Annotated in this window: 17 protein-coding genes and 1 pseudogene; 5 read left to right on the top strand and 13 right to left on the bottom strand. The window is 72.5% G+C overall.

Annotated elements, in window-relative coordinates; genetic code table 11:
* Window positions 1-68 precede the first annotated feature (68 nt).
* From ACFY10_RS10215 to ACFY10_RS10200, 4 genes are all read right to left on the bottom strand, one after another.
* Window positions 69-791: a 3'-5' exonuclease gene (locus ACFY10_RS10215; RefSeq protein WP_390664604.1), complete on the bottom strand. Its 723-nt coding sequence runs from the start codon at window positions 789-791 to the stop codon at window positions 69-71.
* A 102-nt stretch (window positions 792-893) separates the two neighbouring features.
* Window positions 894-2,141: an SAV2148 family HEPN domain-containing protein gene (locus tag ACFY10_RS10210; protein ID WP_390664926.1), complete on the bottom strand. Its 1,248-nt coding sequence runs from the start codon at window positions 2,139-2,141 to the stop codon at window positions 894-896.
* Between the two features lie 110 nt (window positions 2,142-2,251).
* Complete coding sequence (locus tag ACFY10_RS10205) at window positions 2,252-3,574, bottom strand: copper amine oxidase (protein WP_390664603.1); 1,323 nt, start codon at window positions 3,572-3,574, stop codon at window positions 2,252-2,254.
* A 70-nt stretch (window positions 3,575-3,644) separates the two neighbouring features.
* Window positions 3,645-4,448 carry a Tat pathway signal sequence domain protein gene (locus tag ACFY10_RS10200; RefSeq protein WP_390664602.1) on the bottom strand — a complete coding sequence of 268 codons (804 nt, stop codon included), beginning with the start codon at window positions 4,446-4,448 and terminating at the stop codon, window positions 3,645-3,647.
* Between the two features lie 180 nt (window positions 4,449-4,628).
* Here ACFY10_RS10200 and glgX point away from each other — a divergent pair, with 180 nt between their 5' ends.
* Complete coding sequence (gene glgX, locus ACFY10_RS10195; protein WP_390664601.1) at window positions 4,629-6,758, top strand: glycogen debranching protein GlgX; 2,130 nt, start codon at window positions 4,629-4,631, stop codon at window positions 6,756-6,758.
* An 18-nt stretch (window positions 6,759-6,776) separates the two neighbouring features.
* Here the strand turns inward: glgX and ACFY10_RS10190 are convergent, their stop codons facing one another.
* A complete protein-coding gene (locus tag ACFY10_RS10190; RefSeq protein ID WP_390664600.1) occupies window positions 6,777-8,318 on the bottom strand; it encodes an MFS transporter in 1,542 nt (513 codons plus the stop codon).
* A gap of 81 nt (window positions 8,319-8,399) precedes the next feature.
* Here ACFY10_RS10190 and treY point away from each other — a divergent pair, with 81 nt between their 5' ends.
* From treY to ACFY10_RS10175, 3 genes and pseudogenes are all read left to right on the top strand, one after another.
* Entirely contained in the window at window positions 8,400-10,757 is a 2,358-nt protein-coding gene (gene treY / locus ACFY10_RS10185; RefSeq protein WP_390664599.1) for a malto-oligosyltrehalose synthase, read from the top strand.
* Between the two features lie 176 nt (window positions 10,758-10,933).
* A pseudogene (locus ACFY10_RS10180) lies at window positions 10,934-12,019 on the top strand (FAD-dependent oxidoreductase); the annotation flags it as partial.
* A 154-nt stretch (window positions 12,020-12,173) separates the two neighbouring features.
* Window positions 12,174-13,424: a M14 family zinc carboxypeptidase gene (locus ACFY10_RS10175; protein ID WP_390664598.1), complete on the top strand. Its 1,251-nt coding sequence runs from the start codon at window positions 12,174-12,176 to the stop codon at window positions 13,422-13,424.
* Window positions 13,425-13,573: 149 nt separating this feature from the next.
* Here the strand turns inward: ACFY10_RS10175 and ACFY10_RS10170 are convergent, their stop codons facing one another.
* The 3 genes from ACFY10_RS10170 to ACFY10_RS10160 all read right to left on the bottom strand — a co-directional run bounded on the left by ACFY10_RS10170 (window position 13,574) and on the right by ACFY10_RS10160 (window position 16,066).
* Window positions 13,574-13,993 (bottom strand): SSI family serine proteinase inhibitor, encoded by a 420-nt coding sequence (locus tag ACFY10_RS10170; RefSeq protein WP_390664597.1) that lies wholly within the window; start codon window positions 13,991-13,993, stop codon window positions 13,574-13,576.
* Window positions 13,990-15,354, bottom strand: a complete 1,365-nt coding sequence (locus ACFY10_RS10165) for a M14 family zinc carboxypeptidase (RefSeq protein WP_390664596.1) — start codon at window positions 15,352-15,354, stop codon at window positions 13,990-13,992. Before ACFY10_RS10165 ends, ACFY10_RS10170 begins: the two co-directional genes overlap by 4 nt.
* 160 nt (window positions 15,355-15,514) lie before the next feature.
* A complete protein-coding gene (locus ACFY10_RS10160; protein WP_390664595.1) occupies window positions 15,515-16,066 on the bottom strand; it encodes an FHA domain-containing protein in 552 nt (183 codons plus the stop codon).
* Between the two features lie 173 nt (window positions 16,067-16,239).
* Here ACFY10_RS10160 and treZ point away from each other — a divergent pair, with 173 nt between their 5' ends.
* Window positions 16,240-17,985, top strand: coding sequence for a malto-oligosyltrehalose trehalohydrolase (gene treZ, locus ACFY10_RS10155; protein WP_390664594.1), 1,746 nt, complete (start codon window positions 16,240-16,242; stop codon window positions 17,983-17,985).
* 6 nt (window positions 17,986-17,991) lie between these two features.
* On the opposite strand, the gene ACFY10_RS10150 is transcribed toward treZ, so the two are convergent.
* The 5 genes from ACFY10_RS10150 to ACFY10_RS10130 form a co-directional block, all read right to left on the bottom strand.
* Window positions 17,992-18,945 (bottom strand): aminoglycoside phosphotransferase family protein, encoded by a 954-nt coding sequence (locus tag ACFY10_RS10150; protein WP_390664593.1) that lies wholly within the window; start codon window positions 18,943-18,945, stop codon window positions 17,992-17,994.
* A 47-nt stretch (window positions 18,946-18,992) separates the two neighbouring features.
* The gene (locus tag ACFY10_RS10145) at window positions 18,993-20,120 is read right to left on the bottom strand and encodes a M24 family metallopeptidase (protein ID WP_390664592.1); all 1,128 of its coding nucleotides are present in this window, start codon (window positions 20,118-20,120) and stop codon (window positions 18,993-18,995) included.
* Between the two features lie 117 nt (window positions 20,121-20,237).
* Window positions 20,238-20,855: a LysE family translocator gene (locus ACFY10_RS10140; RefSeq protein ID WP_390664591.1), complete on the bottom strand. Its 618-nt coding sequence runs from the start codon at window positions 20,853-20,855 to the stop codon at window positions 20,238-20,240.
* A 96-nt stretch (window positions 20,856-20,951) separates the two neighbouring features.
* Entirely contained in the window at window positions 20,952-21,551 is a 600-nt protein-coding gene (locus tag ACFY10_RS10135) for a PDZ domain-containing protein (protein ID WP_390664590.1), read from the bottom strand.
* Window positions 21,552-21,624: 73 nt separating this feature from the next.
* Window positions 21,625-22,488 (bottom strand): LysR family transcriptional regulator, encoded by an 864-nt coding sequence (locus ACFY10_RS10130; RefSeq protein WP_390664589.1) that lies wholly within the window; start codon window positions 22,486-22,488, stop codon window positions 21,625-21,627.

Here is a 22,488-nt window from a genome sequence, read left to right as displayed (position 1 = left end):
GCGCCGGAGCCGTACTTGAAACGCGGCCCACCCCGATTGTCCGCCGGCGTGGCCACCGGCCGTCCCCCTCAGACCGGCTCGTCCGTCAACTCCCGTAGTGGCCAGGTGCCGTCCACCACGGCGGTCGCGTCTCCCTTGCGGCGCAGGAAGCTCTGGAAGTCCGCCGCCCATTCCGCGTACCACTCGATCTGGCGGCGGTGCAGTTCCGCCGGGCCGAGGGCCGCGATCTTGGGGTGGCGGGCGGCTATCGCGCAGGCCAGGCCGGCCGCGGCCAGGGCGTCGGCGGAGGCGTTGTGGGCGGCGTCGAGTGTGACGCCGTATTCGGTGCAGACCGCTTCGAGGTTGCGCTTGCCGCGGCGGTAGCGGTCGACCCAGCGGTCGATGGTGTACGGGTCGATGACCGGGGCGGGGTCGATGCCGCCCAGGCGCTCGCGCAGGGATGGCAGCCCGTACCTGCGCAGTTCCGCGGAGAGCAGGCTCAGGTCGAAGGCCGCGTTGTAGGCGACGACCGGGACGCCCGTCTTCCAGTACGTCGCGAGGACGTCCGCGATGGCGTCCGCCACCTCGTCGGCGGGGCGGCCCTCCGCAGCCGCGCGTTCGTTGCTGATCCCGTGCACCGCCACGGCGTCCGCCGGGATCTCCACGCCCGGATCCGCCAGCCACTCCCGGCGCCCTATGGGCTGCCCGCCCCTGACCTCGATCACGGCTCCCGTGACGATGCGCGCCTCTCGCGGATCGGTCCCGGTCGTCTCCAGGTCGAAGCCGATCAGCAGCTCCCGGTGCCAGCCCATGGGCGGCCCCCCTTCTTGGTGGTGCTTTCCCCCAGTGGTCTCCACCTTCCCATGTGCCACTGACAATCCGAGGACCGCATTCCGCTTCGCCCCGGCGACAGTTCAGGACACAGGGCGCGAATCCGCCCAGGACGTTTCGAACTCCTCGCGGTATGTCGGGAAGAGCCCGCTCTCGACACCCTTGTCCATGTCATCCGGTTTCACCACCCGGCTTCCGTGACGCAGGACCAGCACCGGAGCCTCCATGCCGCGCGAGCGCCGCAGATAGGACTGCACGACGGCGACGCCGTCCGAGCCGTCGCCGTCGACGAGGTAGGCCGTGAAGCGCGGCGTCTCGTCGTAGACCTGGATCTCGAAGGCGCCCTGGTCGCGCAGCCTGGACCGGACGCGGCGCATGTGCAGGATGTTCATCTCGACGGCGCGGCTCAACTCCCCGCGCTTCATGCCGAGTTCACGCTCACGCCGCTTGACGGCACTGGAGGCCGGGTTGAGGAACAGCAGCCGGACGCGGCAGCCCGCCTCGGCCAGGCGCACCAGCCGGCGTCCGGAGAAGTTCTGCACGAGCAGGTTGAGGCCGATGCCGACGGCGTCGAGGCGGCGGGCACCGCCGAAAATGTCCTCGGCCGGGAAGTGGCGCAGCAGCCGCACCCGGTCGGGGTGCACGGCGACCACGTCCGCGTACCGGTCGCCGACCAGTTCCTCCATCGCGTCCACGGGCAGCCGGCGGGCCGACGGCACGTCCCCGGCGGCGCCGAGAATGTCCAGCAGCTTCGCCGAGGCCCGCTCGGCCTGGCTCAGGACGGCCTCGGACAGGGCCCGGTTGCGGGAGACGACGTTGCGGGTGACCTCGAGCTCGTCCAGGGCGAGTTCAACGTCGCGGCGGTCGTCGACGTACGGCTCGAAGCACGGCCAGTGCTGCACCATGAGCTCGCGCAGCTGGGGCAGGGTGAGGAAGCTGAGGACGTTGTCGTCGGCCGGGTCGAGCAAGTAGCCCTTGCGGCGGCTGACTTCGCGTACGGCGACCGCGCGCTGCACCCATTCCTGACCGGCCGGTCCGGCCGCGGCGACCACCCAGTCGTCGCCGTGGACGGGTTCGTAGATGGGCCGCAGAACAGCGGCCACGACCGCGCGCAGCCGCTGTTCGACGAGGTTCAGCCAGATGTAGGCCCGGCCGGCTCGCTGGGCGCGCGTACGCACCTCGCGCCAGGCGTCGGCATCCCAGTCCAGCTCCGGCCCGATGGAACTCGTCGTCATCGGCCGGGCCAGGGACACCGTGCCGGGCGGGACGTCTGCGGAGTTCCCCTCGTGACCCTCGTCACCAGGGGGCAACTCCAGCCCTCCCGACCCCACCCGCGCACCGCCTTCCGCTCCCCCGAGCTTCCCCGTGTCAACGATCAAGGAAGGGTACTCCGGGAGCAGTCAGCGGTGCAGCCGGATGGACAGGTCGATTCTCAACTGCCCTAGTGCCAGTGCCCGTTCTGACCGGCCAGGGCGGCCGGAGTGAGCGGATTCATAGCCGTGACGTCACGCGGGGCGATGGAGAAGCCCTGCCAGTGGACCGGCATCGGCTGCTGGTCCTCGTCCCGGGCTATGTGGTGGAAGCCCACGTTCACCCAGACAATGGGGTGGCTGAGGGTCTGCCCGTTGACCCACGTGTCGACGGACTTGCCGTGGCCGGCACCGCAGTTGAGCGGATTGCCGCTGGCGTACTGCTCGCACTTGTTGTACTCGGTGAAGTACACGTCGTGCTTGGTGAAGCTGCGGCCCAGGTACTTCGCGGTGGGGCCCTGGACGATCTCGTACGAGCGCGGGTGGTCGTCCTTGTTCTTGCCGGCCGTGCTGACCACGCGCCACCAGCGCATGTCCTTGGCGTCGCCCGCGAGTTCCTTGGTGACCTTGGTGAGGGTCGTCTTGTTGGTCGGCGCCTGCTGGCCGGGGGCCGGAGCGCTGACGGTCGAGTCGTACTGCTCGACGTTGGTCTTGGAGGAACCGTCGAGGCCGAAGTCGAGCCGCCAGAAGACGTTGTGGCTGTGGCTGGTGGCATAGGCCTTGGCGCCCTTGCCGATGGGCCAGCCGCGGCCGTCGCCCGCGTCGTAGTCGTCGGGCGAGAGGCTGCCGGTCGCGCCGGCGTTCATGCTCATCGTGCCGTCGTCCTGGAATCGCCACTCGGTGATGTACTCGTACCAGCCGACCTTGTTGACCGTGTAGAGGAGCAGGTCCTTGCCCTGCGCCTGGTAGGTCTTGTTCGCGTCGGACAGCATGTGGTACGCGTGGCCGCGGGAACGGGTCGTGGCGCACAGGCCCTTGACGTTCTGCGAGTCCGAGTAGAACGGTTCGGCGACCTTCACCGACTTGATGGTGCCGCCCGGGCACTCGGCGGGCGTCAGGTTCAGCAGGCCGTTGCCGAAGTTGTAGTCCGTCACGTCGTTGTACTCGACGCTGCCGTCGTCGTACGGCACGTCGATCTGGGCGAGTTTGGCGCTGTTGAGGACCTTGATCGGCTGGGACTCGCCGGGCGGCTGGTAGGAGATGTCGTCCAGGATGACCCCGGACCTGCTCTCGAAGCGCCAGCACATCCGCCAGGTGGTGCCGGAGGAGAGCTTCTGCTCGATCTGGTAGGCCGCGCTGCACTGGGGGGCCGCGGCGGCGGCCGCCTCCTTGTGGTCGGCGAAGGCCGGTGCCGCTGCCGTGCCGCTGAGGGCGAGCCCGACCGCGAGCGGGCCCACCAGGGTCCGCCGGCGCAGTGCTCTGCCGCGGGCACGGCTGTCTCTGTTGACGCGCATGACGAAGTGGCTCCCTTACAGGAGATACGAGTACAAGAGATGCGAGTTTGAAAAGTGAATGGAGCCCGGTTCAGCCGAGCTTGACGACCTTGCGGGCGCTCAGGTCGATCACGAACTCCCGGGTGTCGATCCAGGCGCCGTTCTTGACCTTCGGGAACAGCCGGGTGCAGCGGTGCTCGCCGCACTTGCCGAGTGCGGCCGGCTGCACGCCCGGGGTGGCCCGGAACACCATGCTGGTGAGCGTCAGCTGGTCCGGGGAGGTGAGCTCCTTGCCCGTGGCGTCCTTGTAGTCCGCCTTCAGGCCCGCGCCCAGCGGGTCGGCGATCAGCAGCCGTGCCGCCTCGGTCTGCTCGGCGATGCTGAGCGGCGGCTGGACGTCGTGCTGGGTGCTCGTCTCCTCGACCTTGCCGGTGTCCAGGTTGACGGTCTTGGTGACGACGCTGTCGTTCCGGTAGTCGTAGAACGTCACGTCCGCGCGCCGGGGCGCGTTCGAATTGTCCGGCTTGCCGGTATCCGGCTCGGCCAGCTCCACGGTGAGGCGCTGCGGGCCGCGGGCGCCCTTGACGTTCTCACCGGAGTCGAGCAGCTGCCGGTTCAGCGCGATCCGCTCGACCTGCTTCGTCTCGTCGTCGGTCAGCGGATCGAGGCCCTTGCCCTTATCGCCCTCGGCCGGGGCCTGCTCGACGACACCCGGAGCGGGCGTGCCGTTCGCCTGGGCCGCCTGCTGGGCCGTCTGCCCTCCCCCGGTCCCTGCCGAATCGTCGGCCCCCGCCGTCCCCGGCAGCGTGATCCCGACCATCACCGCAGTTCCGGCCACCGCGATGGCCGCACCTGCCACCACCTTCCCCAGGTGGCGGTGCACTATCTTGCGCACATTTACCCCCCACTCCCCCTTCATCCCCGGGAGTACGTTTCTGCCCCACTGATTGGCATACCGCGTATGCACTGGTCGATCGGTAAGAGGGACGTAAGTCATAGGTGGTTCCATCACTTTCGGGGACACTCGACGCCAAGGCGCCCCCCGGGGCGCGCTCCACCTGAAAGAGTCGTGTCCATGCAGGTCTGGCCTGGCGAGGCGTATCCGCTCGGTGCCACGTACGACGGCGCCGGCACCAATTTCGCGGTCTTCACGGAGGCCGCGGACCGAGTAGAGCTGTGTCTGCTGCACGACGACGGCTCGGAGACGGCGGTGGAACTGCGCGAGAGCGACGCTTTCGTGCGGCACGCGTACGTGCCCGGCATCATGCCGGGACAGCGGTACGGCTTCCGGGTGCACGGCCCGTACGACCCCGGGCGCGGCCTGCGCTGCAACTCGGCGAAGCTGCTGCTCGACCCGTACGCGAAGGCGATCAGCGGCAAGGTCCACTGGGGCGAGGAGGTCTACGGCTACCACTTCGACGCGCCCGACGAGCGCAACGACCTGGACTCGGCGCCGCACACGATGACGTCGGTCGTGGTCAACCCGTACTTCGACTGGGGCGACGACCGGCGGCCGCGGCGCGGATACCACGAGACGGTGATCTACGAGGCCCATGTGAAGGGCCTCACGATGCGACACCCGGGGCTGCCGGAGGAGCTGCGCGGCACCTACGCGGCGCTCGCCCACCCGGTGATCATCGAGCATCTGGTGGAGCTGGGCGTGACGACGCTGGAGCTGATGCCGGTGCACCAGTTCGTCAACGACCACCGGCTGGTCGACATGGGCCTGAACAACTACTGGGGCTACAACACGATCGGCTTCTTCGCCCCGCACAACGCGTACGCCTCCTGGGGCGACCGCGGCCAGCAGGTCCTGGAGTTCAAGTCGGCGGTCAGGGCGCTGCACGAGGCCGGCATAGAGGTCATCCTCGACGTCGTCTACAACCACACGGCCGAGGGCAACCACCTGGGTCCGACGCTGTCCTTCAAGGGCATCGACAACGCGCAGTACTACCGCCTCACCGACGACCCGCGCTACTACATGGACACCACGGGCACCGGGAACTCGCTGCTCATGCGGTCCCCGCACGTCCTGCAGCTGATCATGGACTCGCTGCGGTACTGGGTCACCGAGATGCACGTAGACGGATTCCGCTTCGACCTCGCGGCCACGCTGGCCCGGCAGTTCCACGAGGTGGACCGGCTGTCGTCGTTCTTCGACCTGGTGCAGCAGGACCCGGTGGTCTCCCAGGTGAAGCTGATCGCCGAGCCGTGGGACGTCGGCGAGGGCGGCTACCAGGTGGGCAACTTCCCGCCGCTGTGGACCGAGTGGAACGGCAAGTACCGCGACACCGTGCGGGACATGTGGCGCGGCGAGCAGCGCGCCCTCGCGGAGTTCGCGTCCCGGCTGACCGGCTCCTCGGACCTCTACCAGGACGACGGCCGCCGCCCGCTCGCCTCGATCAACTTCGTGACCTGCCACGACGGTTTCACCCTGCACGACCTCGTCTCGTACAACCAGAAGCGCAACAAGGCCAACGGCGAGGACAACCGGGACGGCGAGAGCCACAACCGGTCCTGGAACTGCGGTGCGGAGGGCGAGACCGAGGACCCCGAGGTGCTGAAGCTGCGGGCGCGCCAGATGCGGAACTTCGTCGCCACGCTGATGCTCTCCCAGGGCGTGCCGATGATCAGCCACGGCGACGAGTTCGCGCGCACCCAGCGCGGCAACAACAACGCCTACTGCCAGGACAACGAGCTGGCCTGGGTGAAATGGCTCGACCCCGACGCGGCGGAAGACGCAGCCGACAGCGAGCTGCTGGCCTTCACGCGCGCGATGGTGTGGCTGCGCAAGGACCATCCGGTCTTCCGCAGGCGCCGCTTCTTCCACGGGCGGCCCGTGGAGGGCACCCATGACGAGCTGTCGGACATCGCCTGGTTCACGCCGGAGGGCAAGGAGATGACCCAGCGGGACTGGGACTCGGCGCCGGCCTCGGCGCTGAGCGTGTTCCTCAACGGCAACGCGATCTCCGAACCGGGTACGCGCGGGGAGCGGATCACCGACGACTCGTTCCTGCTGATGTTCAACGCCTCACCCAGGACGCTGGACTTCGTGGTGCCCGTCAACCACGGCCGCCAGTGGCAGGTCGTGGTCGACACCGCCCGCTCGGACGGGGTACCGCCGGACACGGGCCCGAAGGTGCAGGCCGGCGACCGGCTGACACTGGTGGACCGGAGCCTGACGGTGTTGCAGCGGCCGGTCTAGGTCGGTCCAGGTCCTGTCCTACGTCGGTGTGGGCGGCTGCCTGCCGGGTACGCGCGCAGGGAGGGTCGGTTCGGTGGTGGGCCCGGTGTACGAGGACGGGCGCGCCGTCAGGGCGATCGCGCAGGCGAGTGCGGCCGCCGTGCTCGCCGCGGCGAAGGCGGCCGCGGGACGGTACGACTCGGCGAGGCGGCCGGTGACGGCGACCGCGAGGGCCTGGCCGCCGACGATCGCACTCGTCGCGAACGCCATCGCCTCGGCCAGCCGCGTGGGCGGCACCGCGCGCTCGGTGAGCCCGAACACCGTGACCAGGTGCGGGGCGTAGGCGACCCCGAGGACCGTGACGACCGCATAGAGGCCGCCCATGCTCTGCGTCCACACAAGGGGCAGGGAGAGCACGAACGCGGCCGCGGTCGCCGCCCGCCAGCGCGCCGTGAGGGCGATGCGCGCCGGCACAGCGGCCATGGAAAGGCCCGCCACTGCACTCATCACCCCCATGGCGGCGTACACGAGACCGGCCTGCTCCGGATGTCCGAGCCGCTCGGTGAGCGCGGTGATACCGGCCTGACATGCCCCGAACATGGCTCCTTGGAGGGCCAGGGCGGCTCGGAGGGGGTGGACGGAGCGGGGGATGCGGGGGCGAGGGTGGAGGTGGGGGTGGGTGGTACGCGCGGGTGGGGCGTCGGGGAGGGCGGTCGCGGGCGTCGGGGAGGCGTCGGGGCGTCCAGTTGCGGGCGTCGGGACGGGACCGGATCGTCCGGTCGCGGGCGTCGGGACGGGACCGGATCGTCCGGTCGCGGGCGTCGGGACGGGACCGGATCGTCCGGTCGCGGGCGTCGCAACGGGACCGGACCGTCCGCCCGCCGGCGTCACGACGGCACCGGATCGTCCCGTCGTCGGCGTCGCAACGGGACCGGACCGTCCGCCCGCCCGCGTCGCAACGGACCCGGACCGTGTCGCCCCCGCCGTCGGGTGCAGTGCGAAGCCGCTGCCGCACAGGGCCACCAGGAGGGCGGCCGCGCCCAGGGCGTACGCGGGGTGGGCGAGTACGGCGGCCAGGCCGACCAGGGCCGGGCCCAGGACGAAGGAGATCTCGTCGAGGGTGCTCTCGAAGGAGAGGGCCGCGCCGACCGTGGATTCGGGGGCCGCGGACCGGCGGGCCAGAGCCACGAGACGGGCGCGGCCCAGGGGGCCGATCAGCGGCACGGTCGCGCCCGCAACGGCCCCGAGGAGGGACAGAAACGGAACGGACAGGCCGGCGAGCGCCCCTGCAACGAGCGCGGCGATCGCGGCGGCGTTGGCGAGGGAGAAGGCGAGCACGACCGTCCGCTGGCCGTGCCGGTCGGCGAGCCGGCCCACCAGCGGGCCACAGGCCACCTGCCCGATCGCCAGCGCCCCGCCGGTCAGCCCCGCAGCGGCCAGCGAACCGCTGGTGCGGGCGACGAGCAGCACGCTGCCGAACTGGATCGTGGCCGTCGGCAGCCGACCCAGGAAGGACACCACCGGCAGCAGCGGCCCGGTCAGGCCGATGACGTCTCTGTACGTTCGCCCCGTGGTCGTCATCGCTCGAAGCTAGCCACGCGTGCGTGCACCCGTGGAGGGGACGATGACACGAAGGGCGGCAGGGCGGGTACGTAGGTTTGCATGACACCTGAGCGACCCGCCCCCGTGGTGCCCACGGCCACCTACCGACTGCAGCTGCAGCCCGAGTTCCCGTTCGCGGCCGCGGCGGCCGCCGTGCCGTACCTGGCCTCGCTCGGCGTCTCGCACCTGCACCTGTCCCCCGTCCTGGAGTCCGTACCGGGCTCGGCGCACGGCTACGACGTCGTGGACCACGCGCGCGTGCGCGATGAACTGGGCGGCGAGGAGGGGCTGCGCGCGCTGGCGCGCACCGCGCGGGAGCACGGTCTCGGGCTGGTGGTGGACATCGTGCCGAACCACATGGCCATGGCTCCGCGCCACAACCACCCCCTGTGGGAGGTGCTCCGGGAGGGCCCCAAGTCGCCGTACGCGCGCTGGTTCGACATCGACTGGGAGGCGCAGGGCGGCCAGGTGCTGCTGCCGGTGCTGGGAGGCCCGCTGGGCTCGGTCATCGGTGAGCTGCGGGTCGACGCGGACGTTCTGCGTTACTACGACCACGTGTTCCCGCTGCGCGAGGGCACCGAGGAGTTGCCGCTGCCGCAGCTCCTGGACGCCCAGTGGTACCGCCCGGTGTGGTGGCGGCTGGCCCGCACCGAGCTCAACTACCGGCGTTTCTTCAGCATTTCGGAGCTCATCGGGGTGCGGGTCGAGGACCCGGAGGTGTTCGAGGCCACGCACACGAAGATCCTGCAGCTGCTGCACGAGGGCGTGATCGACGGGCTGCGCATCGACCATCCCGACGGGCTCGCCGACCCCGACACATATCTGCGGCGGCTGCACGAGGCGACCGGCGGCCGTTGGACGGTCGTCGAGAAGATCCTGTCGGACGGGGAACCCCTGGCGGCCTCCTGGCCCGTCGCGGGCACCACCGGCTACGACGCCCTGCGGCACATCGACGGCCTCTTCACGGACCCGGCCGGGTTCGGGGAACTCCTCGGCCAGTACCGGAGGTTCGCGGCCCCGCAGACGGACCGCGGCGGCGACTGGGCGGCGACGGTACGGCGGGCGGCGTACAAGGTGCTCACGCACGAGCTGGCCACCGAGATCGACCGGCTGACCCGGGTGGCGAGCAGACTGTGCGCCGCCGCACCGGACCCCGCGCTGCGCGACCGCGCTCCCTGGGCGCTGCGCACGGCGCTGCAGGAGCTGCTGGTCCGACTGGAGGTCTACCGGCCGTACGCCTCCGGTGACGCGGCTTCCGTGGTCACCGAGGAGGCCGCGGCGGAGGCCAGGCTCGCCTTCGTCGTCCCGGAGGAGTCCGGCGCTGTCGACGTCGTACGGAATCTGATTCTCGGGCGTCATGGCGACGGGCCCGACCACGTGGAGTTCCGGGCGCGTTTCGCACAGACCGCCTCCGCCCTGCGAGCCAAGTCCGTGGAGGACACGGCGTTCTACCGCTATGTGCCGCTGCTGTCGGCGACCGAGGTGGGCGGCAACCCGGGGAGCCCGGCGGTGTCCCCGGAGAACTTTCACGCCTACTGCGCGCGCGTGCAGCGCGACTGGCCCGCGACCGGGACCGTCGCCTCGACACACGACACCAAGCGCAGTGCCGACGTACGGGCGGCGCTGGCCGTTCTCACCGAGTGCCCGCAGCGCTGGGCGGACGTACTGGCGGAGGTGACGCGCACGGGCGAGGGCGTGCCGGACGCACAGCTGGCGTGGGCGGCGTGGCAGACGGTGTTCGGGCTCGGTGCGGCGGCCGAAGAACGGGTTCAGCAGGCCCTGTTGAAGCATGTACGCGAGGCGGGGCTGCTGACGAGCTGGACGGAGCAGGAGCCTGCCTACGAGGAGGCGGTGGCGGCGTTCGTCTCGGCGGGTCCGTGCGGGGCTCCGGGTGAGCACGTGGTGGCCCTCCGGGGTGCGCTGGAGCCCCACATCCGGGCGAACGTGCTGGGCACCGCCCTGGTCCACCTGACGATGCCGGGCGTACCGGACGTCTACCAGGGCACCGAGGGCCAGTACTTGGCGCTGGTGGACCCGGACAACCGGCGTCCGGTGCGGTTCCCGCCCTCGGCGGACCTCGGCGAGAAGGGCGAGGTGACCGCGGCGGCCCTGCGGCTGCGCGCGCGGCGCGCCGGCGCCTTCGGGGACGCGGCGACGTACGCGCCCCTGACCGCAGAGGGCCCGGCGGCGGCCCACTGCGTGGCGTTCGCACGGTCCGGCGAGGTCGTCACGGCCGTGACACGGCTGTCGCTGCGGCTGGCGGAGGCGGGCGGCTGGCAGGACACCCGGCTGCCGCTGCCGCCCGGGCGCTGGTCCGATGTGCTGTCTCCGGAGCGGGAGTTCACGGGGCACGCGCGCGTGGAGGAGCTCTTCGAACGGCTGCCGGTGGTACTGCTGGAGCGGGCCGACCCGCACTGAGCTGGCGGGAGCGAGGCCTTGGGGCTACTACGCCCCTACGGGTGAGGCGGGCGTCCCCGGCTGCGGCCATGCCTCTGTCAGGAGGTCCGCGAAGGCCTCCGCGGCGGCGGCCTGCGGCACGCGCGCGAGGCCGGTCATGGGGCGCCTCCAGGACGGGGCGTGCGAGAGGACCGCAGCGCGAGCGCTGGGGGGTGAAGGCCAGCCCGGACGCCGTCGACCGGCCGGAGCTGGTCGCCACGCGCGACGGCATCGTGACGCGCAACCACCGTGGCGTTCGGGCGCACCTCGCGCAGGCCGGCCGGCGGGTCGTGCGGGGCAGCGCCCGGGTGACGCGGCCGCGCGCGGTGCGTGCGCAAGGCCCGGACGATGAACTCGCGCCGGGCGTACGGGACTTCGCCGCGCGCCGTGGGATCGTCCTGGCCACCGGCTCGCGGCCGCGCACGCTCCCGGGGCTCGAGCCGGACGGCCGGCGCGTGGTGACGAGCGACGACTCGCTCTTCGCGCCCGGTCTGCCGGGGTCCGTCCTGGTGCTCGGCGGTGGCGCGATCGGCGTGGAGTACTCCTCGTTCCACGGCTCGATGGCTGCACAGGTCGCCCTCGGGGAGGCCGCCGACCGCACCGGGCCGCTCGAGGATGCGGACGTGAGCCGTCACCTGACGCGCGGTCTGAAAAGGCGCGGCATCGACGTTCAGGCAGGCGCCCGGCTGCCGGACGCCGAGCTGCTCGAGGACGGCGTACGCACGCGCGTGCGCACCGCCCACGGCGAGCCCCGTACCGTCGAGGCGGAACGGCTCCTGGTCGCGGTAGGACGCATACCGGTCACGGCGGCCTGAACCTGGCCGTCGCAGCCCTTGCGACGGCCGCCCGCGGCTTCGTCGGACCGGCCGACCGGGGTGGCTGGAGACGGCGGTGGACGGCGTCCACGGCGTGGGTGACCTGCTGCCGCCGCCGTCACTCGGCCTGGCGCATGCGTCGTGCGCAGAGGGCCTGCTGGTGGCCGAGACGCCGGCCAGCGTACCGTCCCCGGTCGACCACGCGGCCGTCCCCCGGGTGACCGACTCGTCGCCGCAGACCGCGGCCGTGGGCCTGAGCCAGGCGGAGGCACGCGCGCGTGGGGACGAGGTGGAAGTCACCACCCGAGATGATCGCGGAGAGCCGGCTGATCGTCGGCTGGGACGCGTGCCCCCTCGGACGTGGCCCGCCACATCCACCCGCACCCGCCCCTGTCGGAGGCGGCCGGCCGCGGGCTGCACCGGCAGTGAGCGCCGGTGTCCGCGCCCCCGCTGGCAGGAATCCTCGTTGCAGCTGGCGGTAAATGCATCTGGGCGCCCCCTGGAGCCTCCCCCATGGTGTCCTTGACACTTCACCTAGAGCGTGGGGTACTGCGGATTGCGAAGCCGGGCGGACGTGACGGGGGTGAGTCTCCTGCCGCAGCTGCGCTACCCCACCCTGACCCAACTCGTCGCGTCCGCACGCGCGCTGGCCGCTCACCGACCCGGCCTCTGCGTACTGAGGCAGGTGGGCGTCTCCCGGGCGGGCAGACCCCTGCACCTGCTGTCCGTGGGCCATGCGCGGCGTGCCGTGCTCATCGTCGCGGGCGCCCACGCCAATGAGCCGACCGGCGGCCCCACGCTCCTCGCGCTCGCCGAACGGGTGCTGTCCGAGCGGGAGTTGCGTGCGGACACGTCCTGGCACTTCCTGCTGTGCGCGGACCCCGACGGGGCGAGCCTGCACCGCACCCCGGCACCGCGCAGCCTGTTCGACTACCACCTCGGGTTCTTCCGGCCGGCGGCCGAGGAGCAGCCGGAGTGGTCGCCGTCGGTGCTGCCGCCGCACCGGCTGCCGCCCGAGACGCGCGCGCTGACCCGGGTCATCGACGAGCTGCGCCCCTACCTCCAGGCGACCCTGCACGGGACCGATCTGGGCGGCAGCTGGGTCCAGTTGACCAAGGACATTCCGGGTCTCGCCGAGCCGTTCGCCAAGTCCGCGGCGCAGCTGCACATCCCGGTGGAGACGGGCGCCTCGGACGCCGCGGGCTGGGCCGCGTCCGGGCCCGGGGTGCATGTGATGCCCTCCCCCGGTGCGGGCGCCGCATATCCGAGCATGCCGGACGACGCACGCCACAGCACCTGGTACGACACCCACCGCTACGGCGGCCTGACGGCGGTGGTCGAGGTGCCGATGTGGGCGAGCGACCTGGTGGACGACCCGGCTCCGCATCCCGCTCCGGCAGCGGCGATACGCCGGCTGGCGCGCCGGCTGCTGCGGGACGCGCTGGAGGTGGAACGGGTGCTCGCCGAGGCGCTGCCGCGTCTGGAGGGCCTCGACGGGCCGCTGCTGCGGGCCGCCAAGTGGGCGCTGGAGCTGGTTCCGGGCCTGGCCGCGGACTGGATGCACACGCCGCCCGCCGACAACACGATGGCGTACGTCGGCAGTGTGGACGCGTTCGGCCGCCGCCTGCCGCTGCGGGCGGCGGCCATGCTGCTGCGCGTCCTGCAGGATGCCGACGACCGAGCGGCACCGGGTCTGGAACGGCTCGTGGCGACCTGGAGCGACGCCTTCGCGGAGCGCTTCCGCGCGCGCTGGGTGCCTTTGGAGCACCAGGTCGAGCACCAGTCCCGGACGGTCGTCGCGGCGGCGCTGTACGCGCGCGACCGGGCGGCCTGACCGGCGCTGAGCGCTCCGCGAGAAGTGCCGCAATAGGCCGTCGATCGTGTGCGGCACCGTCGTGGCTGGTCGCGCCCGCGCGGCGGAGCCGCATGTCGACACGGCCCCGCGCCCCTTTCGGGGCGCGGCAGGCCGCCGCGGTGCCGGTGTCAGGCGTCCAGTGCGAACACCGACCCCGTACGCCCGGCCATGACGCACGCGCTGGAGAAGGTCTGGGTGTACTCGACCTGCCGCCCGCTCCACTCCCCGCGCGCGTGGACGGTCACCGGCGCGTAGATCATCGGGCAGAAGGCGTTCTTCTTCGACGGGATGCGGGCGATGTCGCCGTCCGCCGCCGCCAGCTCCGAACACGCGTCGGCCGCTCGCGCGTGGCCCTGGGGCGGGTCGCACAGCAGCAGGGTGTCGCGCGTGTGCGGGGAGCGGGCGTCGCCCTTGGTGACCGTGAGGTAGAGCCAGTCGCTCGGCGGGAAGCCCGAGGACGCCGCCTGTGCCGGGGCCGCGCCGGTGGCGAGGAGGGCGGCCGCCAGCAGCGAGCCCCGTACCGCTTTCACTGTGGTGCTGATCGTCATTCCCGATGCATCGGCACGGCGGCCTGGGAACCCCAGCCCGACTCACCCGAACGGGAGCACGCGGGCGCGTACCGCACGGCGAGTTCGAACGCGGCGAGCACCACGCGCGACTGGTACTCCACCTGGCGGTTGACCGGGATCCAGCGCGCCCCCATGCCGTCGCGGTAGTCGGCGCACCACTCCTCGATGAGGCGGTCCAGGTCGGGGAGCACGCCGGACGGGTCGCGGCCCGCGCGTGTCACGAGCTGGTGCAGCAGCCCCGCCGTGCGCAGTGCCAGCCGCCGTCCGGCGATGCGCAGGGCGGCCAGGTGGGCGGTGCTGAGCGGCGGGAGGGGGCGCGCCCCGTCGGCGACGTCGGGGTCCCATGCGTCGGCGAGCCCGGGGCAGACCAGTAAATAGTCGTCCACCGGGGCGAGCAGGCGGGCCGCGTCCGGCGTGCCTGCGAGATGGGGCCGCAGCCGCGCGAGGAGGACCTCGAGGAGCCGTGTGTCGTGGCGCAGCGTGTGGCTGACGGTGCGCAGCACGGCGGCCCCGTCGGCGGGCGGGGAGCCGTCCTCCACGGCCGCCACGCCCCACATGGGCGCCTCGACGACCGCCGTCACCGTGCCGTGCCGGTACGGGTGGAACCAGGTGGACTCGACGGCCGCCTCGGTGATGGCCGCGGCCAGGTCGCCGATGCGGGGCGGCGGGATGCGGTACACGGCGGGGCCGAGGCTCGGCCAGTACAGGGTGTCGTAGGGCCCGAGTTCGCGCGGGATGCCGAGGCGGGCGGCGGTGTGCGCGACGCGTCCCGCGAGGCCCGGCAGGTCGTGGGTGAGCTCGACGAAGCCGCCGCCCACGTCGACGCCGTGCAGCGAGCACTGCAGGAAGGGCCGCAGTTCGTCCTGGAGGTCGAGCAGGGTGCGGGTCTCCGGCAGTGCGGCGCCGTCGGCGCCGTCGGGCAGCCATTCGGGCTGCTCCAGGAAGCCGGGCCGGAAGAAGTTCCTGAAGTACCGGCCGAGGGTGTACGGGCCCGGCAGCCAGCCCTCGTTGCGGCGCAGGCCGTCGGGGTCGAGGCTCAGCAGCAGGTTCCAGGTGGCGTCGGCGCCCTCCGTGAACCTGGGGTCGGCGAGGGCACGTTCGGCCAGGCGCAGCACGGTGGCGCCGCCGACGGGTTCGTTGGCGTGGGGTCCTGCGACAACGAGGGCCTGACGGCTGCCGTGACCGACGGAAAGCAGCCACATGGGGGTGCCCGCGCGCGAGGTGCCGACGCGGCGCAGACGGGCGTCGTTCGGACGCCTGGAGACGAGTGTTGCCGCCCGCGCGCCGAGTTCGTCGACGGTCGGGTAGCGGAGGAGGGGCGGCAGGGCACACCTCCACAATGTGGCGCCGTCGGTTCACCTGATGTACATGGCGTACGCACAGTCAGTCACGACTTGAGGGGTACGTCAACACCATCGCAGCGAAAGCGATTTGCCCCATCACTGCACGTCAACACGGTGTCATGCTCAGGCCAAAGCTAAGGCGTGGCTCAGTCGGGGCTCAGTCGACAGCGAGCCGGAACGACATCCGTCCGAAGCCGACCTGATCGCCTTCGCGGACCACGGCGGCTCCGATGACCCGCCGCCCGTTCACCGTCGTGCCGTTGGTCGAGCCGAGGTCGCGCAGCACCCACATGCCGCCCTGGCGGCTGAGTTCGGCGTGCACGCGGGAAACGGTTTCATGTGTGAGGCGCAGCCCGTTGGCCGGATCGCGTCCTATGCGCAGCGGGAAGCCGCCCGCCGGGTGGGGCAGCAGCAGCTTGGGGAGGCGCTCGGCCTGCCAGGCCCTGCGCAGCCGTACGGTGAAGCCGGAGACCGCCTCCACGGTGCCGAACACCAGGCGCGCGACGCGGCTTTCCTGGGGGAGGTCCGCGGTGAGTGCGGCGAGTTCGTCGGAGCGTCGGGCGGCGAGGGCCAGCTCCATGCGGCGGATGAACGTGTCGTGCGACAGCCGTCCCATGGCGACGCCGTCACGCAGCACCTTCAGCGCCTTGTCGCGCTCCACGTCGGACAGCCGCGCGGGGTACGTGTTGAACTCGAAAGACGACGTCACGTTCGTGATTGTCGGTCAGCGAACCCCGGGTGTCCAGAAAACGAGAAAACGGCCGCCACGCGCGCGTACCTGACGACACCCGCCGTAAAAGGGGTGATTCAAAAGCGGATTGATCTCGTTTGAAGCACCATGGACGGGCTACATCACGGTGAGCAGACGAAGGGGAACCGTCCGTGCAGTTCGAGGTGTGGGCACCGCAGGCCGGCCGAGTGACGCTCCAGTGCGACGGCGCCACGCGCGCGTTGGAACCCGATCCGGAGCGGAAGGGCTGGTGGCGGACGGAAGCCGGGGCGCGGGACGGCTCGCGGTACGGATTCGCGGTGGACGACGGCCCCGTGCTGCCCGACCCGCGTTCGCGCCGCCAGCCGGACGGCCCGGACGGGCCGAGCGCGGTCGTCGAGCACGAGCGGTACGCATGGCGCACCGAGTGGGCCGGGCGCCCGCTGCCCGGTGCGGTCCTGTACGAGCTCCATGTGGGCACGTACACGCGTGAGGGCACCCTGGACGCGGCCGCCGAGCGGCTCGGGCATCTGGTCGAACTGGGCGTCACCCACGTCGAGTTGATGCCGCTGTGCCCCTTCCCTGGGCAGCACGGCTGGGGTTACGAGGGCGTCTCGCTGTGGGCCGTGCACGAGCCGTACGGCGGCCCCGAGGCGCTGAAACGGTTCGTCGACCGGGCGCACGAACTCGGCCTTGGCGTGGTCCTGGACGTCGTGCACAACCACCTCGGTCCGTCGGGCAACTACCTGCCGGCGTTCGGCCCGTACTTCACGGACACGCACCACACGCCCTGGGGTTCCGCGGTCAACCTGGACGCCCCCGGCTCGGACGAGGTGCGGGCCTTTCTGCTGGGCAGCGCGCTGGCGTGGCTGCGTGACTACCGGATCGACGGGCTGCGCCTGGACGCGGTGCACGCGCTGGCGGACACGCGCGCGTGCCACTTCCTGGAGGAGCTGTCGACGGCGGTGGACGCCCTCGCGGCCGACCTGGGCCGACCGCTGTTCCTGATCGCCGAGTCCGACCTCAACGACCCGCGGCTCATCACGCCCCGCGAGCAGGGCGGGTTGGGGCTGCAGGCGCAGTGGAACGACGACTTCCATCATGCCCTGCACACCGCGCTGACCGGCGAGTCCCAGGGCTACTACGCGGATTTCGCGCGCGCTCCCCTCGCCGCGGTGGCCCGGACCCTGACGCGCGGCTACTTCCACGACGGCACGTACTCCAGCTTCCGCGGCCGGCACCACGGGCGCCCCCTGGACAGTACGCGGGTGGCCGCGCACCGGCTGCTGGGCTACAGCCAGACGCACGACCAGGTGGGCAACCGCGCCCAGGGCGACCGTCTTTCGGCGTCGCTCTCCCCCGGCCTGCTCGCCTGCGCGGCCGCCCTCACGCTCACCGCGCCCTCCACTCCGATGCTGTTCATGGGCGAGGAGTGGGCGGCCGGTACGCCCTGGCAGTTCTTCACCGACCACACCGATCCGGAGCTCGCCGAGGCCGTACGACGCGGCAGGCGGCGGGAGTTCGCGGCGCACGGCTGGGCCGAGGAGGACGTCCCGGATCCGCAGGACCCGGCGACCCGTGACCGCTCCTGCCTCGACTGGGCGGAGCTCGCGGACGAGCCGCACGCGCGCGTGCTGGACTGGTACCGCAGGCTCATCGCGCTCCGGCACGAGCAGGCCGACCTGACCGATCCCGACCTCGCCGACACCAAGGTGGCGTACGACGAGCGGGAGCGCTGGCTGGCCTTCCGGCGCGGGGACGTCCGCGTGGCCGTGAACCTCGCGAAGGAGCCCGCGGCGATCCCGCTGGGCCCCCGCCACGCGCGCGTGCTCGCCGCGTGGGAGCCCGTCGAGGCGCCGGGTGCGGACGGGGTGCTGCAGGTGCCCGGGGAGTCGGCCGTGGTGCTGCTGCAGGGGTGAACGGCTCTAGAACTCCTCGTCCGCGTCCTCGTCCCGGAACTCCGTCACCCGCTCCAGGAGGATCGCCTCCCAGGCGCGTCGGAGCTGGAGCCTGAGGAGGGGCAGGGGGCCTGCGTCGTGGCCTTGGATGCGTTCGGCGAAGCGTACGACGGTGTCGCAGCGGGCCAGCCAGAGGCCGCGGAGGCAGGGGCGCGCGGCGTACCCGGCGAGGGTGGCGGCGCGGACGGCCGCGGGTGAGCCGACGGCGACGGCCAGTCCGGCGATGTCCTCGGCGGGGTCGCCGACGGCCGCGTCGGTCCAGTCGAGGATGCCGCGCACCCGGCCGTCGGCGCTGACCACGAGGTGCTCCCCCTTGAGGGCGTGGTGGACGAGGACCGCGGTGCCGGGCTGCGCAGCGAGCTGGACGGCGGCCTGCGGGGTGAGCTGGTGGAGGCGGGCGGGGTCGAACTCGTCGGCCTTGACGAGGCGTTCGGCGGCGCGCCCGGCGGCGCGGCGCAGCGCCTCAAGGGAGCGCGGGGCGGTGCGCGGAACGCCGAGCGTCTCGGCCTGCCGCGCGGGCACCTCGCGCAGCCCGGTGAGCAGCCCCGCGAGGTCGGCCTCGCCGACGGCGGACACGTCGTGCTCCTCCGCCGTCCCGCCGGGCACCTTAATGTCGAGCGTGTACGTCAGCCCGGGCGCCCACTCCCCGTGCGCCACGCTCGTCGGCACGGCGACCGGCAGGTGCGGGCGTACGAGGTCGCGCAGGCGCAGTTCGCGGCGCTGGCGCAGGGCGGCCTCGCGGTCGGGGGCGAGGCGCAGCACATGGCGGGCGCCGACCCACCAGGTGGAGTGCTCACGGCCCTCGGTGACGGGCCGCACCTCGAGGCCGGAGGCGGTGACCCCGCCCTTTGTGCCGTCCTTGAGCAGGGAACTGACCAGCCGGCGGACGGTGTCCGCGGTGGGTGTCGGTGCCTGGGTCATGGTCGCGCCGTAGTCACTCGAAGGTGTGCTGGGGCTCCTGGGGTCGCTCAGTCCACTATGACCATCTCGCGGTCGGTGTTGTTGAGACGGCGGCCGCCGTCCTCGGTGACCGTGACGATGTCCTCGATGCGCACGCCGAAACGGCCGGGCAGATAGATCCCCGGCTCCACGGAGAAACACATGCCGGGCACGAGGGCCTGCCGTTCGCCCTCGATCATGTAGGGCGGCTCGTGCGTGGTGACGCCGATGCCGTGCCCCGTGCGGTGGATGAAGTACTCGCCGTACCCGGCCCCGGCGATCACCGCGCGGGCGGCGCGGTCGACCTCCTGACAGGCGACGCCGGGCTCGACCGCCCGGAAGCCCGCCTCCTGGGCCTCGCGCACCAGGTCGTGCACCCGGCGCTCCTCGTCGGTGGGCTCGCCGACGTGGACGGTGCGGGAGGTGTCGGAGCCGTAGCCGTCCTTGAGGCCGCCGAAGTCGAGGACGACCATGTCGCCGTGTTCGATGACCCGCCTGCCCACCTCGTGGTGCGGGTTCGCGGCGTTCGGGCCCGAGGCGACGATGGTGAAGTCGACCTGGGAGTGGCCGAACTGCCTCAGCAGGTCGGCGAGGTCACCGCCGACGTCGGACTCCTTGCGCCCGGCGAAGGGAACCTTGCGGATCTCCTCGAACGTTGCATCTGCGGCCGCGCCCGCGGCCGCCATCAGTTCCAGTTCCGCCGCGTCCTTGACGGCGCGAAGCATCGGCAGGGCGTCGGTGAGGGAAGCGTAGTCGGTGCCGGGCAGCACCCGCTGCAGTCCGAGGAGGTGCATCGCCCAGGCGTTGTCACTGATGCCGAAGCGGCCGGTGCCGGCGAGGAGAGCGGCGGTCGCGGCGTAGGGGTCCTTGCCGTCGGTCCAGTCGCGCAGGGCCAGGGCGGGCGCGCCGACGGCCTCCGCGGCGTCCGGGGCCTCCAGGGTGGGGACGACCAGGACGGGGGTCCGCCCCTGCACGAGGACCAGCAGGGTGAGCCGCTCGGTGACCGCGGTGGGCGCATAGCCGGTCAGCCACACCAGGTCCGGCCCCGGGGCCACCAGGAGCCCGGCGAGACCGGCGTCGGCGGCGGCCCGCGCGGCGCGGTCCATCCGGGCCCGGTAGTCGTCGGCGGTGAAGGGCGCGCGCGTGCTGCCGGTCATCCGGGCCTCCCTGGGCAGGCGAAGGAACCACAAGGGACTACGGGCAGCATCCTGCCCGTACCGCGGGGGCAGCGCGACCGGTCTGCGGGTCTTTCGGACGCTCCGTCGGCCATGTCGTCAGCTCTCCAGTGCGAGGCGGACACCGAGGAGCAGCAGCACGCCCCCGGAGACCTGCTCCAGGCGCCGGCGCACCCCGGCGCGGGACAGGACGGTCCGCATCCGGCCGACGAACCACACATACAGGCTGTAGTAGCCGACCTCGTAGACCGCCCAGAGCGCGGCGAGACCCACCATCGCGGGCAGGTGCGGGGCTCCCTCCGGCACGAACTGCGGCAGGAAGGACATGGCGAAGATCGCCGCCTTGGGGTTGGCGAGATTGAGCAGCAGGCCGCCTCGGTAGGCGGCCCAGCCGCTCTTCTCGGCGCCCTCCCAGCCGTCCGGGGCCTCCTTGGTGCGCCGCGCCTGCCGCAGCGCCTGGACGCCGAAGCCGACGAGGACGACCGCGCCGACGATCCGCATCACGTCGTACGCCACCTCGGAGGCCGCGAGCAGCGCGGTCAGGCCGAACGCGGCGACCACGCCCCAGACGAAGACGCCGGTCTCGTTGCCGAGCACGGTCAGGACACCGGAACGCCGACTGCGCAGCGACTGCTTGATGATCAGCACCGTGCTGGGGCCGGGTGAGGCGGCGATCAGGGTGCAGGCGCCGAGGAAGGCGAGAAGGGTGCTCAGCATGCGGCTCATCGTGGCCCACGCCGCCGAGGAGGACCAGTGATTTCCGCGGCGGGGCCGCGCGGGCGACGGTGATTCTCACGACCCGCTTCCGGGTGGTCAGGTGACGACTCCGGGTACCGCCGTCAACTGCTGGTAGCCGCCGCTTCGGTGACGGACCGTCAGACATGCCGGGGCGCCGGGGCGGGCGTGCGCGACGGCGCGCGCGAGGTCGGCGGCCGAGTCGATGCGGGTCCTGTCGAACGCGAGGAGTACGTCTCCGCGCACCAGGCCCGCCGCATAGCCCGGCCCGGGCACATGGACACCGACCACCAGGGCGCCCGCCTTCTCGGCGTCCACGGCCTCCAGGCCCAGGGTGGCGACCGCGGGTGCCGGCGCCGAGGGCGCGGCCGGGGCTGACGACGGGGACGAGGGACCGGAGTGCGCCGTGGCCGACGGGCTCCCCGGGGCCTGTGCCTGGCGTTGCAGGTCGGCGAGCCTGCTCATGCCGATCACCGTGGCACCGACCGTGCCGAGACCGACCCCGCACAGCACCAGGACCGTCCCGACGAACAGGCCGAACAGCACGGCCCTGATCCGCCGCCCACGCCGCCGCACGGCGTGCGGGCGCCGGGCGGTGCCGGGCTCGGTGTCGGGCTCGGTGCCGCCGCCGGGCTCCCCACCGGGCATCGGCTTGGGACGCAACGCTGTCTGTTCCATGGATCGCCTCCGGCTGGAGCTCTACCCGGAGCCCCGGCGCACGACGAGCCACGAATGAGTGAGACTGACCGGCTCACGACCGGTCCTCCATCGCCCCCGCCAGCGTCGCCGCCGCTCCGGCGAGTGAGCCCCTGTGCAGCAGTTCCGTGCGATGCACTACGCGCGGGTGGGTGAGGGGGACGGCGACCGTGCCCGGCACGTCCGCCGCCGAGCCGGGCAGCAGGGTCAGGCCGTGGCCCGCGGCCGCGAGGGCAGTGAGGGTGCGGACGTCGGTGCCCTCGTAGCGCAGGGCGGGACGGAAGCCGTGGCCACCGTTCGCGGCGCGGAGGTGGGCCAGCGGCAGACCCGCGTCGGGAGCGTCCAGCCAGCGGGCGTCGGCCAGGTCGCCGAGGCGCAGGCCGTGGCGGCGGGCCAGCGGGTGCGCGGCCGGCAGCAGGACGCACACGGGCTCCTCTCCGACGCCGTGCGTGACCAGGGGCGCCACGTCGGGCAGCCGCAGGGGGTCACTGGGCGCGGCCAGGCCGTCGACCAGGCCGAGATCCGCCGTGCCGGTGGCGACGGCGGCCGGGATCTCGTCACGGGGCAGCACCCGCAGGGTCACGCCCGCGGCGGGCAACGCGGCGACGGCACGCGGGACGAGCGCGGTGGGGGCTGCGGCGAGCGTCAGGCCGTGTGCGGGCGCGGCCGCCATCCGTACGACGTCCGCGCGGGCCGCGTCCAGGCGCAGCAGCAGCGGACCCGCGTGTTCGAGGAGCCGCTCGCCCGCCGGGGTCGGTGCGACGGGGCGGCGGGTGAGGAGCGGCGCACCGAGGTCCTGTTCCAGCGCGGCGATGTGCTGGGACACCGCCGACTGGGTGTAGCCCAGTTCGCGCGCGGCCTCGGAGAACGAGGCGAGGCGGGCGACGGTCACGTAGGTGCGCAGGAGGTGCGGGTCCAT

It is taken from the genome of Streptomyces sp. NPDC001401 (genome assembly GCF_042895385.1).
GTDB lineage: Bacteria > Actinomycetota > Actinomycetes > Streptomycetales > Streptomycetaceae > Streptomyces.
The sequence above is the reverse complement of the archived record's forward strand: the minus strand, read 5'-3'. Positions and strand labels throughout refer to the sequence as shown.